General features: G+C 43.8%; 9 protein-coding genes. 7 read left to right on the forward strand and 2 right to left on the reverse strand.

The genetic code is table 11. The annotated features are described in order from the left end of the window. Nucleotides 1-103: 103 nt before the first annotated feature. The 4 genes from ACJJIY_RS02755 (at nt 104) to ACJJIY_RS02770 (ending at nt 9,288) form a co-directional block, all read left to right on the forward strand. Entirely contained in the window at nt 104-742 is a 639-nt protein-coding gene (locus tag ACJJIY_RS02755; RefSeq protein ID WP_445359047.1) for a hypothetical protein, read from the forward strand. A gap of 467 nt (nt 743-1,209) precedes the next feature. Then, nucleotides 1,210-4,323 carry a PQQ-binding-like beta-propeller repeat protein gene (locus ACJJIY_RS02760; RefSeq protein WP_444895942.1) on the forward strand — a complete coding sequence of 1,038 codons (3,114 nt, stop codon included), beginning with the start codon at nt 1,210-1,212 and terminating at the stop codon, nt 4,321-4,323. Nucleotides 4,324-4,747: 424 nt separating this feature from the next. Continuing rightward, nucleotides 4,748-5,698, forward strand: a complete 951-nt coding sequence (locus ACJJIY_RS02765) for an IS5 family transposase (protein ID WP_445359048.1) — start codon at nt 4,748-4,750, stop codon at nt 5,696-5,698. A 509-nt stretch (nt 5,699-6,207) separates the two neighbouring features. Next, complete coding sequence (locus ACJJIY_RS02770; protein WP_444895941.1) at nt 6,208-9,288, forward strand: FG-GAP repeat domain-containing protein; 3,081 nt, start codon at nt 6,208-6,210, stop codon at nt 9,286-9,288. 86 nt (nt 9,289-9,374) lie between these two features. Here the strand turns inward: ACJJIY_RS02770 and ACJJIY_RS02775 are convergent, their stop codons facing one another. Continuing rightward, nucleotides 9,375-11,924: an alpha amylase C-terminal domain-containing protein gene (locus tag ACJJIY_RS02775; protein ID WP_444895940.1), complete on the reverse strand. Its 2,550-nt coding sequence runs from the start codon at nt 11,922-11,924 to the stop codon at nt 9,375-9,377. A gap of 1,576 nt (nt 11,925-13,500) precedes the next feature. On the opposite strand from ACJJIY_RS02775, the gene ACJJIY_RS02780 reads away from it, so the two are divergent. After that, a complete protein-coding gene (locus ACJJIY_RS02780; protein WP_108734685.1) occupies nt 13,501-14,352 on the forward strand; it encodes a universal stress protein in 852 nt (283 codons plus the stop codon). A 67-nt stretch (nt 14,353-14,419) separates the two neighbouring features. Here ACJJIY_RS02780 and ACJJIY_RS02785 read toward each other — a convergent pair whose 3' ends face one another. Continuing rightward, entirely contained in the window at nt 14,420-16,066 is a 1,647-nt protein-coding gene (locus tag ACJJIY_RS02785; RefSeq protein ID WP_444895939.1) for an alpha-amylase family glycosyl hydrolase, read from the reverse strand. Between the two features lie 270 nt (nt 16,067-16,336). Between ACJJIY_RS02785 and ACJJIY_RS02790 the strand changes: the two genes are divergently transcribed. Then, on the forward strand, nt 16,337-17,185 hold the full coding sequence (locus tag ACJJIY_RS02790) for a DUF3014 domain-containing protein (RefSeq protein WP_413663508.1): 849 nt from the start codon (nt 16,337-16,339) through the stop codon (nt 17,183-17,185). A 398-nt stretch (nt 17,186-17,583) separates the two neighbouring features. Continuing rightward, nucleotides 17,584-19,581, forward strand: coding sequence for a DUF3857 domain-containing transglutaminase family protein (locus ACJJIY_RS02795; protein WP_444895938.1), 1,998 nt, complete (start codon nt 17,584-17,586; stop codon nt 19,579-19,581).

Below are 19,581 nucleotides of genomic sequence, written 5' to 3' on the forward strand. Positions count from 1 at the left end.
ATCAGGTAACTCGCTTGACATAAACACTACCCCATGTATATTGCTCACAATTATATTGTGCACAATTTAAATAAAAGCCGAAATTGATATGCAAGGGGACATTATGAACCGACAACATAGCCGCTATTTTTCACCACTAAACCTAATTTTGGCTGCACTTTTAGCATCAGTAGCACTTCCTACAATGGCTGAAACTAACAAGGCTGAACAGGGCGAAGCACCTATCCAGGTAACAGACGAGACTTTTAACTGCATCCGAGATATGACCAAGGTGCGGGGGTTTTATGTGGATAATTTACTGGGAGATCTGGATGGGACTCTAGAGGTCGCAAACTCCAGCACTGGAGGTGTTTATCCTCCTGGATCAGTGGTCCAGTTAGTACCCGGGGAAGTGATGATCAAACACCAAAAAGGCTTTAACCCCGCCACTAAAGATTGGGAGTTTTTTGAACTGGATGTTTCTGAGGAAGGCAGCAAAATCCGTAAGCGAGGTTTTGTTGATGTAGTTAACCGTTTTGGAGGTAACTGCTTTGCCTGTCATGTCCAGGCCAAACCGCAGTGGGATTTAATTTGCGAGACCGGACACGGCTGTGAACCCATACCATTAACAAAAGAAATACTGGCCTTGCTGCAAAAAACCGATCCTCGTTGTGAATCGAACCCAAAGTTAAATCAAGAAGAGATTGCAAAATTGCAGGCGCTACAACAAGCTCTGCTGGCTAAGGATAAAGTGAGCAAGTAATTTATCCATAAAATTCATTTAGTAAAACTTAAACTTTAAACAAGAAAAGAGTAAGCAACCTAAGGTCACAACTTGCTTATTCAATATTATTGAAAAATAATTCAAACCATTAACGTGAATTAGAAAGAACTCTTACCAACAAAGCTACCCAACCAACTGGTTAGTAGCTTTTTAAAAATTATACACTTAAAGACCATACTATTAATCCTATCGGCCAATATCCCTCCGTAGATTTAAACGACACAGCCTTATCAGAATACTCACAAAGCGATCGTACCAACATTTACAAATAAGTAAAAATTATTAAAAAATGTGATAAACCCCGCAAATACCTAGTTGCCTTCCATATGATTTATATTTTTACCTATCCATAATAGAGAGAATTAACACCAAAAAAATTGGTACCCATTTACCACCTATTAATAGGTGAAAAAATCTAAAATTGGCACCTACATATGGAGAGTGATGTGTCTATTTCTTACTATAAGAGTATAGTGAATAACCTTTGCATTATACTAATTTCATTGATACTAGTTGCCTGCGGAGGCGGGGGCTCCTCCAGCGATGACTCAAGCACCGAAACTCCTTCTAGTGGCGATCCAGGTCAAGGGGGCACTAACAATAATACTCTCCCAGTTATTAATAATTTATCCATCACACCAGACCAAGCCTATAATGACAGCACTTTATCTGTTCTACTGGATGTCTCAGACGAAGACGGAGATCTGCTAGAAGTTACATATACCTGGAAAAACAATGATCAAGTGATCAATGAAGTAACAGAACCTTATCTAGCCCCATCCTATTTTAATCATGGCGATTCAATCAGTGTAGAAGTAGCCATCACAGACGGTGAAGACTCTGTATCACAAAGCACATCTATTACAATTCAAAATAGAGCCCCCATTATTGAGAGCCTAAGCTTTCTAAACTTACCTATATTTACCACTACCGATATCGAAGCCACTATCGATATTTCAAACGTAGATAATGACCCCCTAACAATTGAGTATCATTGGACTGTAAATCAAGAGTTAGTTTCCGATGTCATAACTAATATTTTGCCCTCCAATCATTTTTTGAAAGGAGATGAAGTGGCTGTAAAAGCAGTCGTTTCAGATGGAGATTTAACCGTTGAGGTAACGACTAGCACTCATATCCAGGATACACTACCAGTAATGTCTGTCATTAACATGCCAGACACTGTTCAGTATGGTGAACCTGTAGGATTCCAGGTAGTAGTAGAAGATCCAGATAACGATCCCTATCACCTAGAGTTTCTAGCCCGCCCAAATGGTATGAAGATTGATGAAGATGATAATATCAGTTGGACACCGACTGGACCAATGTTCGAAAAAGAGATGGATATCCAATGGGAGCTTTCACTGTTACAAGAGGACTACTCACATAGCGAAGGTAGGATGATAAAAGTTTTGGATGAAGAGCGAAAAGTGCCTTTATCAAATGGATATATTGAAACTACGTTTGACTCTCCAGATTTAGCTGTTGGAGACATTGATGGAGACGGAATCAAGGAGATTGTGGCTACCAATGGTCGACGTAGATTATTTGCACTAGGCTCTGACGGTGATGAATATGCTATTAAGTGGGAGCACCCCTATGCATTAGTTGAGGGCGAAGGCCCCACCTATCATGATTACAACGATTTATATTACTCCTGCCTAACCCTCATAGATCTCAACGATGATGGAAGGGAAGAGATCCTAGCAGGATTGCAAGGACACGCTATATGGTCGCATGATACGACAGGTATATTTTTATTCGATGATAACTTAAGACCCAAAAGAGTAGCTACTCTCACAGGCAACGAAGTTCAACAAATTTATGTGACAGATCTAGATAACGACCAGACTCTAGAAATTATTGCCCTTGTTGATTTATACAATTCTTTTCGAGGGGAAGAGCCAGATGACTTTAAAGATCAAATGCAACTGGTTATCTTAAGTACTGATGACTACTCAGTGGAATGGCAATCCGAAATTCTTCAATTAGGTGCAACATTTACTGTCGGAAATCTCGATAGCGATAGTGAACTAGAGATTGTACTTGGCGGAGGTTACGTATTTGACTATATCAATGGTAGTTATACTTTAAGCTGGCATTATGAAGAAGGATTTACATCAAATAATGATAGTGCAAGTCTTGATATCGCAGATATCGACATGGATGGAATCGGTGAAATCATCGGCACTCATCCAACTTCCAAAGTTTTGACTTTTTACAATGCAAACACTCAAGAAATTAAACTTGAGAATGAAATTAAACATAGTAATTTTGTAACTTTTCTTTCTCCTGAGGACGCAACACCAAGAATCCTCGTAAGAGAGACCTCTCCTATAAAGCTACAACTCTACTCATTTGACATAGACTCACAAAAATTGATCCCTAAGTGGATTTCATCACCTTCGGTCTTTAGTGAGAATATGAGAGTAGGCAATCTGGATGATGATCCAGAACTGGAATTTTACTTTACCAATAGAAACGACGTTATAATTTACTCAAACTCTTCAGATGATGGTGAGCTAGAAATAGAGTGGCAACCTAAACAACATACAACAAATTTGAAAGACACACTTGTTGATGTGAAATCTACACTTACAAACACTTCCAGCTTGTACGCCTTAGGTCTAGCAACAATTTCCTCGGGCAATTCGCATTTAATGGCCTTTAATCCTGTTACGAATAGCTTTTCTTTTAGCCCCACAATACCGGGGATTAAAAATGAGACAACAGCTGCTGTTTTATTAGACCTTCAAAAAGATAACACTAATGAAATTGCTTTTGTAACCGGAAAAACCCCAGGCCTTTACGATATTTTTTCAGAGTCTATTATTTGGTCTGGCAACCCTATAAATGAAGAAATAGTTTCCCTCACCACTGGCCAACTCGGCAATGATAGAAAAACCAGCATGATTGCAACTACTAAAGATAATGGCATATATGCTTATGACATTGATAACTACGAATTACTCTGGAGCCATAATACTGGTGGCGGTGTCGATATAAAACTAATTGACACAAAAAACACAGAACAATTCAATGTAGTCGCGGCTGACAATGAAAACATCAGGCTGCTAACCAGCGATGATAATTACCAATCATTTTCAACAAAGTTCAACATTTTCAATGATATCCCTGAAGGTCAAGAAACACCCATTTATGAATTCTCAAAGAATTCCCAAATAAACATAGCTGATTTAGATGGAGATTCTGTGGATGAAATTATTGTTTTAATAAAAAGAGTTTACAAGTCATGGCTTATGGTGCTAGACGGCAACCTAAAGTTCGAGAATCTAATTTATCTAGGAGAGCATGATGTTCGCTCTTTTGTAGTGCAAAATTACGGCACCCAACATCGAAATATACTATTCAGTTCTGAAAATGATGGCCGGCGCTATATTATAGAAATTGATCCATGGACCGGAAAAGTAATTTCGACCTCACCTGAGCTAGGCCCCAGAATGGTTCATGATAGTTTACGCTTTATCGACAGCAACAATGATGGACAATATGAATTAGGCTGGTTGACGGAAGAAGGATCGGTAACTATAACGCGGTAGAATGCAATTGCTAAACTAATAAAATTCTATACATTTCAAAAGCCAAGCAGATCATAATTCAGGTCTGCTTGATTTCAGAACGAGCTACATAATTAATAGATGGTTGAATCATTTACCCACATTTTGCAATTCATGCTTATAGAAGCGCAGATATCAAGCCCTAGTTTAAGTCAGCGTCGGTGTCCTTATCACAATAGTTTAATCTCAGTCATAACCCACTTCAGATTTAAACTTATACTGATATTAACCGCTAACCTCAATCCATCAATCCTTAGTGCTGCCGTCACAAACTCAAGAATATCATTCCGCCAACTATACTTCCGGGCAGCTTCAATATTTATAGAATTACACATCTAAGGAACCTCTGAATAATTCCAAGCCAATATTGGTAATATTCACCTACCCATCAAGACTACGATGAATTATGCACCAAGTCACCTTTGCCGAAGCAGAATATAAGCTAAAGCGCCGTATAACTCGCCGAGAGAAGTTTCTTTCTCAAATGGAAGCCCTCATCCCATGGCAGCGACTAGAAGCTCAGATCACTCCTTGCTATCCACAAGGCAAACGTGGCCGACAGCCATATCCATTGAGTGTCATGCTCCGTATTCATTGCATGCAGCTATTTTATAATCTCAGTGATCCCGCTATGGAGGATGCACTGTATGAAATTGAATCCATGCGTAGTTTTGCTGGATTGACTTTGAGCGGCCCAATTCCCGATGAAACAACGATTCTTAACTTTCGCCACTTACTGGAGCTCAATCAGCTAGGTGCAGCTCTTTTTGATGGAATCAACAAGCATCTTGCTGAGAATGGCATGGTACTGCGTGAAGGCACGATTGTAGATGCCACTATTATCTCTGCGCCAACTTCAACCAAGAATAAAAAGAAAAAACGTGATCCAGAAATGCATCAAACAAAGAAAGGCAATCAGTGGCATTTTGGAATGAAAATGCATATCGGGGTTGATGATGTGCTCGGAGTAATACATAGCATAGATACAACAGCAGCGAATTCGCATGATGTCACAACTACAGAGCGAGTTCTCCACGGGGAGGAGAAAAGAATCTGGGGAGACTCTGGGTACATTGGTGCGGAGAAACGTGAAGAGTTGAAAGAGCGGGAGGCGGATTGGTATATAGCAATGAAGCCGAGCAAGCTAAAAACTCTTCCAGGGCGTGATGCACTTCGTAAAGCGGAAAAGATCAAGGCGCAGATAAGAGCGAAGGTCGAGCACCCCTTCCGCTACATCAAACGGGTATTTGGTTATGACAAGGTCCGCTATCGGGGACTGGTAAAAAATACTGAGAGGCTGTGCTTACTGGCAGGCTTTACCAACTTAATAATAGGGAGAAAATACTTGGCTGCCTAGGGGTGGTTCGCCTGAAATCCACCTATTGAGGGTTTCAGATGAAAAATTAGTGGACTATTACGCGCAAATTACGCGTTTGTGCGTAATAAAGTGAATTTTTCAAGCAGCTCAGCTTAATTCTGGAAAAATGCTTCGTTGATCAGAGGGTCCCTAAATGAGACAGCTAATAATAAATAAGACTGATGAATTTAACGATTTAGAAAAGCACAGAACAATTATTAAAAAGCAACACTTAGGTAAAAATCAGTCACTTAACTTATCCAGATTACGCTCAGATTAGTTTAATTCACTACGCAAATATATAAGGCAAACGTACCAATAAACATCACCCAAAATTAAACTCATTAATAAAGTGTGATAAGTCCCACAATTATCCAATCAACACGCATATAAATTAAATTGTTATCTGTTCATAATGTGTACTTCCAAGCCCATCAGAACCGGAACTAAAATACCAATTCTTTATCAGCTCAAAGAACTAAACTTGACACTTACATATGGAGAGTGATGTGTGTATTTTTCATGATAAACTTATTACTAACACCGTAGGCATCATGCTAATTTCTTCCATACTTACCGCATGTGGAGGCGGAGGATCATCCAGTAGTGATTCAAATAGTGGAGGATCGGGACAAGGCGGTGGAGCTAGTAATGCACCTCCGGTTATAAACAGTTTATCTATCACTCCAAACCCAGCCTATAACGATAGTGTTCTGTCTGTTCAACTTGACGCCTCAGACGAAGACGGAGATCAACTGGAAGTTACATATACCTGGAAAAATAACAATCAAACTATCAGTGAAGTAACAGAATCTAAACTAGCTGCATCCCATTTTAATCACGGGGATACAATTAGTATAGAAGCTTATATCACTGACGGTGAAGATTCTGTTTCGCAAACTACTTCCATCATTATTCAAAATAGAGCCCCCATAATTGAAAGTTTAAGTTTCTCAGACTTACCTGCTTTCACGAATACTGATATTGAAGCCATAATCAGTATTTCAGATATAGATAACGACCCCTTAAATATTGAATATTATTGGACTGTCAACAATGAGGAAGTTTCTGATATCACAACTAATCTTTTATCCTCTACTCATTTCTTGAAGAATGATGAAGTAGCAGTAAAAGTGATTGTTTCGGATGGAGAGCTTACAAGTGAAGCAACGACTAGTACGGAGATTCAAGATACACTACCTGTAATGTCTATTGTCAATATGCCGGACGTTGTCCAGTATGGAATTCCAACAGCCTTTCAGGTGATAGTAGAGGACCTCGATAACGATCCCTATAACTTAGAGTTTCTAGCTCGTCCAAATGGCATGGAAATTGATGAAGAGGGTAATGTTGATTGGACGCCTACTGGGCCGATGTTTGATACAGAAATGGACGTTCATTGGGAAATTTCATTGTCACAAAATGATTACATTCACAATGAAAGTAGAACATTAAAAGTCGTAGATGAAGAACGAAAAATACCTTTATCAAATGGTTATATTATAACTACGGCCAGACCACAGCATGTGGCAATTGGAGACATTGATGGCGATGGAGTCAAGGAAATTGTAGCTACTAATAGTAAACGTAGATTGTTTGCCTTTGGCTATAATGGGAGCGAATATTCCATTAAGTGGGAGCACCCCTATGTTTTAATTAATGGTGAAAGCACTAACTCAGAAGAAGATGATAATAATTTATATATATCTAGCCTAACCCTTGCAGACATGAATAACGACGGGAAAGATGATCTTTTTGCTGGCCTTATTGGAGACAATTATACCGCCCATGATACGACAGGGCTATTTCTATTTGATGATAACTTAAAACCAAAAAGAGTAGCTACTCTCACAGGTAATGGAGTAGAACAAATATTCGTTACAGATATAGATAACGATCAGGATCTAGAAGTTATTGTCCTAATCAGAATGTACAATGTAATGAAAGATAAAATGCAACTGGTTATTCTTAACACTGATAACTATTCGGTAGAATGGAAATCTGAAATTCTCGAGTTAGGCCAAATATTTGCTGTTGGTAATCTAGATAGTGACAGCGAGTTAGAAATTGTACTTGGCGGCGGTTATGTGTTTGACTACATCGATGGCAATTATGCTTTAAGCTGGCGCTATGAAGATGGATTTACAGATGCTGATAAGGACAATCCAAATCTTGATATTGTAGATATCAACATGGATGGGATCGGTGAAATAATCAGCGTCCACCCAACCTCAGGTTTCTTAACTCTTTTCGACGCCAATACTCAGACAATTAAAATTGAAAATGAAGTCAATTCTTATTACTTCACGACTTTTTTATCTCCAGATGATGCAACTCCAAGGATTCTTGCAACGGAGAATAGTGCTAGTAGACCGCAACTCTATTCTTTTGATATGGATTCCAATAAACTTATCCCTAACTGGACTTCATCGCCCTCAGTTTGGGGGGACAATATGAGAGTGGCCAATCTGGACAATGATCCGGAACTAGAATATTTCTTTAACAATCGCCATGAATTAAAAATCTATTCAAATCTATCTGGTGACGATAATTTAGAACTAGAGTGGGAAATTGGAATTAATCCCAGATTCCTCGAAGATGAACTTGTTGATATACAATCAATATCCGCAGATAACCCTGAAATATCTTCTTTAAGTTTAGGGATGATCCCTTGGGAAAACTCTCACATAATGTCTTTAAACCCCAAAACAAATATTATCACTTTTAGCGCTGCAATACCGGAGATTGAAAATGAAACAACAGCAGGTATTACGCTAGACCTTCAAAAGGACAACACTAAAGAAATTGCTTTTGTTAATGAGAAAACCCCCGGGCTTTATGACATTTTTTCGGAATCTATTATTTGGTCCGGCAGCCCCATGAGTGAAAAAATAGTTGCTCTCACAGCAGGCAAGCTTGGTAGCAATGAAAATACCAGTATGATAGCAACCACTAAAGACGCTCATATCTACGCTTACGATATGGAAAACTACGAATTACTCTGGAATCATGAGTCTGGTGGTGGTGTCGATATAAAGCTATTTGATGCTAGCAACAATGGGTATTTAGACATTGTAGTGGCTGATGAGGAAATTCTCAGCCTCCTCACTAGCGATGATGATTACCAATCAATTTCTGCACAGTTCAATATTTTTACTGACATTCCTGAAAATCAAACTCCCTCCCTTAGTGAATATGCAGGTATTACTAAAATAAGCACAGGGGATTTAGATGGAGATTTCATCGATGAAATTTTTGCCGTAATATCATATAGATCCGAGACATGGATTATGTTACTCAATAATAAACTGGAGTTTATGAGACTAACTTATCTAGACGGATATGAAGTTCGTTCTATTGCCGTACAAAATTACGGTGTTTCACACCGAAATATAATTCTGAATATCGAAAAAAACGAGAGGCATCATATTGTCGAAATGGACCCATGGACCGGAAAAATCATTTCCACATCGCCGGAACTAGGCCCTATGATGATCGAAAATAGCTTGAGATTTGTCGATAGCAACAATGATGGTATTTATGAGTTAGGCTGGCTCACTGAAGAGGGCTCGATAAATATCACACGATAGAATTCTACTTCTTAATTAACCAGCCTCCACACTTTAAATACTACAAGCCAAGCAGGTCGTAATTCCAACTTGCTTGGCTCCAGAAGCTATAAAGTGATCAGTGTGTACATCATAGTTTGATCATTCACCTGCACCTTGTAGCTTCCGCTTACAGAAGTGTAGATATCAGATCCACCCTGCTCCAAGTCGCCATCGGAGTCGTTATTGCCATAGTTTTCACTCCAGTCAGCATTAACATCAAACTTGAAACGCTGCTGAGATTGACCATCAAAATTTACCTGGATTTCCCAGGTATTGTCGGCAACTAATTCCATAGCCTCAGCACCCCAACTATTTGGTGTGCCACGGAAATAAAGTGAGGAAAAGTTGGATGCGTAACTACCGCAGTCTGCACAGGTCAGGCTGTAGCTCAGGGTTTCATCATTTACCTCAACAATATAGGTACCTGATACATCGGTGTAGATATCATCCCCACCCTCCTCCAGAGAGCCGTCCGCATTGTTATCCCCGTAGTTTTCAGCCCAGTCACTGCTGACATCAAACTTAAAGCGCTGGTTACTGCTGCCATCAAACACTACAGTGGCACGCCAGGTATTGTCTGCAACCAGGGTCATCGCCTGGGTGCTCCAGCTATTGGGCGTACCGCGGAAATTTAATGCCGTAAAGTTTTGAGCATAACCAGCATTGGGATCAGTCACGGTAATGGTTGCCGTAACACTATCGGTCAGGCCATCATTGTCAGTAACAGTGACTGTCTCGGTATAAGTGCCCGCACTGGCGAAGCTCAAAGTCGTCGAGGAAGAACTACCACCACTGCTCCAGCTATAGGAAATCACACTACCGTCGCTATCAGTAGAGCTGCTGGCATCCAGGGTGACACTCTGATTGACTTCTACTGTGCTGGATACTGGAGTCACAGTTGCAGTGGGTGCCTGCTGGGAAGAGACCTCGGTGATCGAATAGGCCAGAGTCTCATCATTTACTTCAATGAGGTAGTTACCGGTTACAGAGGTATAAATATCTTCTCCGGTTTGATCCAACGTGCCATCAGCACCATCGTCACCGTAATTTTCGGCCCAGTCACCATAGATATCCAACTTAAAGCGTTGGTCTGCCTGGCCATCAAAATTAACCACCAATTGCCAGGTATTATCTGCTACCAATTCAAAAGCTGTTGCTTCCCAATTATTAGCTGTGCCACGGAAATAAAGGCTGGGGAAACCCGTCCCAGAACATTCTTCACCACAGGAACCAGATAGCTGCCCACCGTGAATGGCAGCAGCGGAATAAGCTGCAACATTGAAGGTGGCATAGCCATTGCTGCCTACGGAAATAACATCGCCACTGCACTCATCATCTCCCGCCAGGACATTGCAGTAGTCCCCTGCAGGAAGGCCTGTATACAGTGTCTGGCTGAAAGAATTACCCTCATTATTGATAACGACATAGCCTTTATCACCGCGTCCAAAGGCAATCTGGTTATCTCCGTTATCCCACCAATTTTCCATACTGGTGCCATCGGTATAGTTACGGAAACCCACCATATTGGCAATATTGCCCCATCGGTGTTGGCAGACCCACTCATCATTTTCACAACTATCGGGACCATTACTCGGTGGCCCGGCATTTTCATCGGTAAATTCGTAACCAGACATCACTTTGGGATAGCCGTAAGGGTGTGCCAACATAAATACATTAGCCAAATTGTATTTCGCCCCGTCCTTATAAGTAAGGTTGCCCCCACCACCATGACCGCGCTCACGATCATGATTATCAATAAAAGTAACGGCCTCGCCAGAGTTAAGCAGCCCCCAACTTTCACCGAGACTGGAGAGATTCTTTATCTGTCCATTAAAATTACTGGCCACATCAGTGCCATACTTAAATTCAGTCACATGGCCCAGGAAAGTGTAATTGTACGGCTGGATCTCAGAAGCTTCGCCAGCTGCGCCGATTACCTCAGAAAAAATCCACGGATTGCCGGCCTTGCTCATTATTCCGTACATGTCGCTGGGGGACATATGTTTAACACCATCCACACGGAAGCCATCAACACCCATACCCTGCAATTTATTCAGATAATCCGCTATTGTTTGCTGAACATAGTCATTGCCTGTGTTTAGGTCTGGCATGCCTTCCAATCTGCAATTCCAAACAGTATTAGCATCACCATAGCCGTCAATTGTACAGTTATCATGATAATCCCATGAGGAAAATTCCGGATGGTTAGCCTCGGACCAATCAGTTCCTCCCCAACCTGTGCCACTCCCGTCCCAGACTGCAGTATGGTTGATCACTGCATCCGCATAAACTTTAACCCCTGCCGCATGACAGCGATTAATCATATCCTGCAACTCTCCCTCAGTACCACTACGGCTAGTGAGGTTGGTATAGGTTACCGGTTGGTAGCGCGCCCACCAGGTATGGTAAGAAATGTGCTCTTGGGGAGGAGAGATCTGTACTGCGTCAAAACCTTTTGGACCCAGGAAATTCTCACACTCATTGGCAATATCATTCCAGCTCCATTCGAACATATGCACAAAGGCTGTGCCTGCACTGGCATGGGTGCTGGATATGGCTCCGAGTACGATACTCGCACCTCCCAGAAGTCCTTTTAACGGAAATTGTTTTTTCATTTTAGCTTTCCTTTTTCTCTCATCTGTAGCCGTTATTTTTTTGTATAAGGAGAACCCCAGGGGCAGTTGCCCACCAATGATTAATGGCTCTCCATTTCTACATAAGTAGGGTCAACCTATAAGCACGCCTTTTCCCAGGCGCTTGCAAATACTTGGATTGCATTCGCCCCACAGTAGGAGCTAGAAATATTCTCCTCAGGCGACACAACCAATAGACATTCGCTCAAGAAAAGAATTTGTAAGAAGCACCGCAAGCGGCGAAGAAAAGTTTAGGCTTATCATCACAGGTGACCATTTATTATTTTTTGCAATTCAAGCCGGACATTTAGGAACCAAACTAACAGTATCTAAACTTTTGGATTGCTATACCCGACCAATTGATCACTCATCCTGAGATATCCACAGACCACCAAAGGCATCAATAAACCGGTAATATGTGAACAAATACCGAACAACAGCGGTAATATGCACCTCCTGTGCTACTGCAACCCCAAAATCACAACTTTCGGGCTTTTGGAAGGCTAATAATCAGTGCTTGAGAGCACATCCTCCCTGTAGGGGGCGTAGTAGAAATTTGTGCTTGAAATATTGATCTTCGGCATGACTTAGTTTGAAAGGCTAAAAATTAAGCAATGTAGAACTGCTTAAATAAGAGGAAGTGCTTAGTGGCCATTAAATTTCATCACTAAGTCCGACAAACTAATTTATAAAATTACTAGTAAGAATAGTAGACGAGCCAACTCCCTCAGACACTGTAGATAAGCCTATAGACGCTATACACCCAGCAACAAAATACACAAGGTAAAACTATAGTAGCTTTGTGAAAAGCTATTTATTAAACCAACGAAGAAGTTATCCCTTACTACTTTATTAGTAACAATATCTACCTTGTGTAAAATGAAGTTTATAAAAATTTGGAATAATTTAAAGAATGGGACAATTTTATTGTTAGCGCAGGGGCACTCTTGTAATAACCTCAACGGATAGGAGAGATTTACGTCAGTAACTACTGCCATAACTGTACGGAACCATTATATAGATGAGTAGTATGGTACCGACTAAAGAATCAGAGAAAATCAAGTTAATCCCAAAATCCTGCGATGTATACAAAAGATGTAATACAGATTCTAACGCTTCAAAAATGTATGGGGCCCTTTAGGTGGAGAAAAGGTTTGAGCTAAATAAAAAACCAATCTTGGGTATCATCGTTTATAAGTAGAGTCTAGGCAAGGCCTGACAAGAAACTGAAATATCTACTCAACGTTTATATTTCCTAAAAAGTAACATGGCCTCAGTACCATCGGTAAAGCTAGTAACGAGAATATACCTCGCTACCCAGTCATCTTCACTTCTATAACAGCAAGCTCAGACATACATCTGAGAATCTTGATCTACCTCAATACCCCCACCCCCAACTTCGCCATTATGCGCAACAAAATTATTCGATGAGATAGGCGCCAAATTCGACAAATGGGACAGTCAGGTACTCGGGCTGACCACCCCATCATGGTAGATTAGACCTCTTGGTCAACTGCAGGTCGCACTGGCCAGTAACACGCTTAGTTGAGGAGAAAAAATGGAGCAGCAAAGCACCGTATTCGTTGTAGTGGACCCTAACGATGAGAAGCATGTAGCTCTGGAGCGAGCCCTGATCACTTCACGTGGACGCAATCCTCAGCCGCGACTGGCTGTATTCGTCGCAGTTGATGGTGAAGCGGTGGATACCCGTGCAGTTAACGACCACCTATTTCGCGATGAATCGTGGTTCCGTGAACAAATTCGTGAACCCATCTCAGAAGCTGGTCTTTCCTGTGAGATCACTGTTTGCTGGTCCAGCGATTGGCAGGCGGCCATCGTACAGGAATCAAAGCGTTGCAACGCAGAAATGATCTACCTACCAGTACACGCGAAGAACAGCCGTCGCTTTACCTTCGCCGAGTCCAAGTGGCGAGTCCTGAAAACAGCGCGCTGCCCAGTGGTATTGATTCGCCCCGGCGCCAAGGACGAGCGCAAAGTAGTGTTGGCTACCGTTAACTACCAGGCAAAAACCCTCGAGCAGCGCGAGCTCAATCGCCAGATCAGCGAACGCGCGACCTATATCGCAGGTCATTACGGAGCAGAGCTACACCTCGTAAATGCTTTCCTGGATTCCATGCTCTACCCAGATCGCGGTGCTTTGGCCAAGCTTGCCGATAAAACCGGTGTCCCCACCCATCGTATTCACGTAAAGCGCGGCTATACCAGTGATGTTGTTGAGGAAGTGGCCCGTGAGATCGATGCAGACCTGGTCGTGATGGGAACCATGAATCAGTACGGCGAGACCGGTTCATTCCTGCGTGGCAATACTGCCGAGCGTGTAATTGGCCAGTTAGACGTTGATGTGATGGTATGTAACCAATTCACCACAACAACAATGAACAACGATTAAGTCATCCCATTTTCAAGGATGCTGAAAGCCCCAGCAGTGCTATCTGCAGGGGCTTTCTTTTTTGGATTTACTGCAATTTAGCCGATAGCAGTAGCAAAGTTCCCTCAGTATCAAAAGTCACCCGACCATCCTCAACTTTGGCTCGCTTGCCCGAGTAGTAATCGGTCAGTTCGATACCATCGGCAAACACACCTTCAACTGATACGCTCTTTTCACCCGCAGGCAGTTCCATCGCCACAACTACTGGCTGCTCACCAGATAAGGTACGGGAGAATGTATAAGGCTTATCCGCCAGCTTCTGGTGTACACCAGCGCCAACTGCCGGGTGCGATCGACGAAACTGCCCAAGCTTCTGCCAATGAGCCAGCAATGCACGGGTTTCCGGCTTTTCCAAGTCATCCCAGTTCATATTGGTGCGCATAGAGGCGTCGCCGAATGCGCGATCATCAATCATGGGGCGCGCCAGTTCATCACCGTAATATATCTGCACTGCACCGGGCGCCAACATCAGTTTACTTGCGGCACTCAGTGTGTGCTGACGCTCGCGGTCAAATGAGTGATGGTCATCGTGGGAACCTAGATAATTTAGGACACCGAACCCTTTTAGTTCACCACTATTCAAGGCGGAAGAATAGCTGGAGAAAATATCGTCCGCTGGCTTGCCCGCAACCTGGGCAAAATCGAAGTTAATCAGACTGTCAAAACCATACTGATAAAAGTCCACTTTCCGGTCGCTATAATCGTAAGAGCGACCAACACTGGGACCAAAGTTGTTAACGCCGAAATGGTAAACCTCACCCACCATAAAGAAATTGCGATCGTCCAATTTCTTCTTCGGGTTCTCAGCCTTCCACTCCGCCAGGGCTATATCCGCTTCGTTTTTCAGTATTGCCCAGGCTTGTGGCTCTACGTGTTTGACGGTGTCCACACGAAAACCATCGACACCGTATTCACGCACCCAGTCGGTTAACCACTTGATCAGGTAATATTTGGGGGCGCGGGGATAGCCAGTGCGCTCGAAAAAGGCATCCAGTTCACGCTGCTCTTGCTGCAGGCGGCCTTCTTTTTTCCACTTTGCCACCAGTTGCGGCGGCAACTCGACATCTTTCTCGCTCTCCGTGAGGATATCCGTCAGGTTCGCGTGAATTGCACACTCAACATTGCCGGCATAGTCAGACCAGTCGCATTGCTGGCTATTGCGCAGCCAACTCGAGGGCCATCTGGAATCCTGTTCAGTGACTGGCCCGGTGTGATTGAGAATTACATCCAGCAATACGCGAATCCCCTGGCTGTGAGCTACCTCAATCAATTCTGCCAGTTCTGCTTCGGTGCCAAAGTTAGCATCTACGGCAGTCCAGTCCTTAGGCCAGTAGCCATGGAAAGCGTAGGTGCGTTTATCGGACTCATTGTAGCCATGGATGTTCTCAATCACCGGGGCCATCCAGATAGCATCGACTCCGAGATCATTAAAATACCCCGCTTCAATTTTCTCGATAACGCCGCGCAGATCCCCTCCCTCAAAGCCACGCAGGTATGCCGCATCGTCTTTGCGGCCGTAGGGGAAGTCATTGCTGCTATCGCCGTTATTAAAACGGTCCGGCAACATAAAATAGACCGTCGCATTGCGCCAAAAAGGATCTACCGGCTCTGCAGCCACGGCAGCTTGTACACCACCCAGCATCAGGCCAATCAATAAGCTGGTGAATTTTCCCATTGTTCTCTCTTTTATTCGCCGCCCAGAATTATTCAGAAGCTCCCCAGGCCACTCTAATAGGCCCAGTAAATCAAACATCCTCCCGCGCGGGGGCGTAGGCACTGCGCAGGGTTCAAGACCGGCAATAAGGTTGTGCAATTACCCCATAGTAAAACTATTTTGCGAGCGGCGCTTTTGCAGAGTAATGTAAAACCAGCAGATCGCGAGAAACCGCAGCGCTTTGTCGTGGTCCAAGCGTCACATTCTGTTAGCAGTCAAAGGAGGCAGGGAATGTCGGAACAACAATCTAGGCAAGGGTGGATCATCGGCATTATTGTGGTGGTCGTTGTCGCTGCAGCAGCCTATTGGCTCTGGACCGGCGAGGAAAAGAAAAAAGAAATTCCCACCATCGGTGTTGTCGAAGAACCCCAAACTGCTCCCGAGCCAGAAGCCCTGGCACAACCTGAGAGCCAGGAACCAGCCCAACCGCCCGAGGAGCCGGTCATCGAAGAGGAGCCCGGCAGAGAGCCACCTCCCCCCCTGAACGAGAGCGATAAGGCCGCATATGACGAATTAATGTCCTTGGCACCCGACGGCGCCTTGTCCCGCTGGCTGGTACCTGATGAAGTAATACGTAAATGGGTAGCCGCTGCCAACGCAGCATCCCGTGGTGAGTTGATTCACAAGCATCGCCCGCTGAAAACCATTCGCGGCCCCATCACCGTTACCGGGTCATCCGCTGAAGGCTACCAGCTGTCCCCGGAGAACTATCGCCGTTACGACCAACCAGTACGATTGTTCGCACTGGCTAACACTGATGCAATCATCACCTTGTATCAATACTGGTACCCCCGTTTAGCTCAGGCCTACGGCGAGCTGGGGATTCGCAACAAGTCATTCCACCAGGTGGTGATTGGAGCAATCGACAATGTACTGGCAGCGCCAGATGTTGAAGGCCCTATTCAATTGATACGCCCGTCGGTGTATTACAAATTTGCCGATCCAAAACTGGAAAAACTCCCTGGAATACAAAAGCTGATGATCCGCATGGGCCCCGACAATGCAGCCCGAGTTAAGGAAAAGCTGAAAGAGATAAAGGCTAAGCTCGAAGAAATGCCCGTTCAGGAGCAAACCCAATAAGCAGATCTCAGGTCACTCAGCTTACAAGCTGGGTGGCCTCCCACCTTCAAGATTCGGTTGTTTTTTAACCATTTCATCGCCTGGACACAACAAACCCTGCCTTCATCAATTTGAACCTCCGAAAAACTTATTCAAAACGCCAGCGGTCATAGCCATTCGATACTCAGCCCATAGCCATTGGGGTATATTACCGGCTGTTCACTTAACGATCCCAACACCAAGCGGTAACGGAGCGCCGCTGCCAAACGGCAACAGGCACTGCCCTATAGGGAAAGATCCAGGGTTCAACAGAAGCGAATCAATCGTAGGGTGCCCCGCGTGCCTCTTCTGCTTACTCCCCACCCAAGATCTATTCTGTCTCCGCCGGTATAGGCTGTAGATAACAATCGAGGCTCATTTTGAAATATCGTTCCTTCGGCCAAATTCTGGCTGTGACTCTCTTATTTGCTGTGTCGCTGGCCCAGGCTACCCCTGAAATTAACATAGCCCCAACACCCACTTGGGTGGATGCCGTCGATCTCTCGAGTAGTGTCACTGCACCCGAAGGCAGTGTTAGGTATCACCTGAGCAACTCCCAGATATCCCATACGAACGAACAACACCAATACTATTTTCAGTTGGTGATGGAGCCCCTCAATCAGCAGGGGGTTAAACAGGTATCGGAACTGAACATTAGTTTTTACCCCGCGTTCCAGCAGCTGGTCGTTCACGAAATTACCGTCACCCGCAATGATCAAGTGATTGATCGCCTGGACAAACAGGACTTCAAGTTATTCCAGTCTGAGCAGGAGCTGTCCAGCAAACTCTACTCTGAAATGTGGAATGCGCTTTACATTCTTGAGGATATCCGACCCGGTGACAAAATCTCCTACGCTTATACACTCGAGGGAAGCAATCCTATTTTTGAACGCGGGGATTTTGGTACTTTCTACCTGTCATGGCCGGATGCCATCGACAGGCGCCATGTAAAAATTACCAGTGACAACAAGCTCAACTACCGTTTTAACAATGAAAAAGTACCGGTGAACGTTACCCGCAATAACGGCACTTACCAGTACACGCTGGACCTGAAGCAGGTGTCTCCGATACTTCAGGAGGGGGAATACCCTCACTGGCATGACCCATTCAACTACATCCAATATTCAGGCTATAACAGCTGGGCTGAAGTGAACGACTGGGCAATGACACTCTACGATATTGACCTTTCCCTGCCAAAGGAACTCACCCGGCAATTGGATCAATGGCGTGTAGAGGAAGGCCTTGAGGGAGCGGTCAGCAAGGCTATTACCTACGTTCAGGAGGATATTCGCTACTTTGGGATCGAGTTTGGAATCAACTCACACCAACCGCGAACGCCGAGAGAGACTTTGGATAAGCGCTATGGCGACTGTAAAGACAAGGCCATATTAATAACCGCCATGTTGTCTCACCTGGGGGTTAACTCTTACCCCGCTTTGGTGTCTTCAGGACGCGGGCGTGACCTTGCCAATGATATCCCCTCTCCCAGTTCGTTTGATCATGTAATCAGCGTCATTGAACTCAATGGACAAGATTATTGGGTTGACGGCACCGCTTCCGGACAGGGCTCTAATATCAAGAGTAAAGGCTTCTTTGATTATGAATTGGCACTCCCCATTCGAAAGGGAACCCGAGCATTAAAACAAGTAACCACGATTTATCCCGCCAATGGCACTCTGCAACTGGATGTCACCGAAAATTTTGAAATCAATGCCAGTGCCAATACCGCAGGGCTAACTGTTGAGTCCACCTACAGCGCTCTCAAAGCGGAGCAGATGCGTCAATTTTTCCAGTCAGCGGACTCTGAATACATAAAGAGTAATTACGCAAACTTTATGGCAACTTACTACCCCGGTATTGAAATCACATCCAATATCAAGCACCAGGACAATCGGGGTGAAAATATACTTCAGGTATCGGAGCTATATGAGATCAGTGATTTTGCCGAGTTGAACTCTGCCCGGAAGATTTTCTCACTGTATGGCTCCAGTATCGCCTCTTATATTACCAGCCCCCAGAAGCGTATTCGCCAGAGCCCATTAGCGCTGGCACATCCTGTGGATATCAACCACAAAGCAGTAGCCAAAATTACTGGAGAGGTTTTGTGGAGAGAGGAATCCCAGGATCTACAGATAGACAATCCCTGGTTCACCTTCTCCAGAACCTCCGATCATATTGGCAATAACATCTCGGTGAACTACGCCTTTAAATCCAAAGCGGACCATGTCCGCAATACGGATATTGCCGAGTATATGGAGCAACTCGATAAACTGGATGAAGCACTTCAATATCAGTTCTGGGCCAAGGGCGATAATTCGAATACTCAGGAAACCAGCAAGGCAATGAAAAACCTGGTTAAGTCACTGATCAGGAAGTAA

The organism is Microbulbifer maximicatervae (SeqCode) (genome assembly GCF_052468155.1).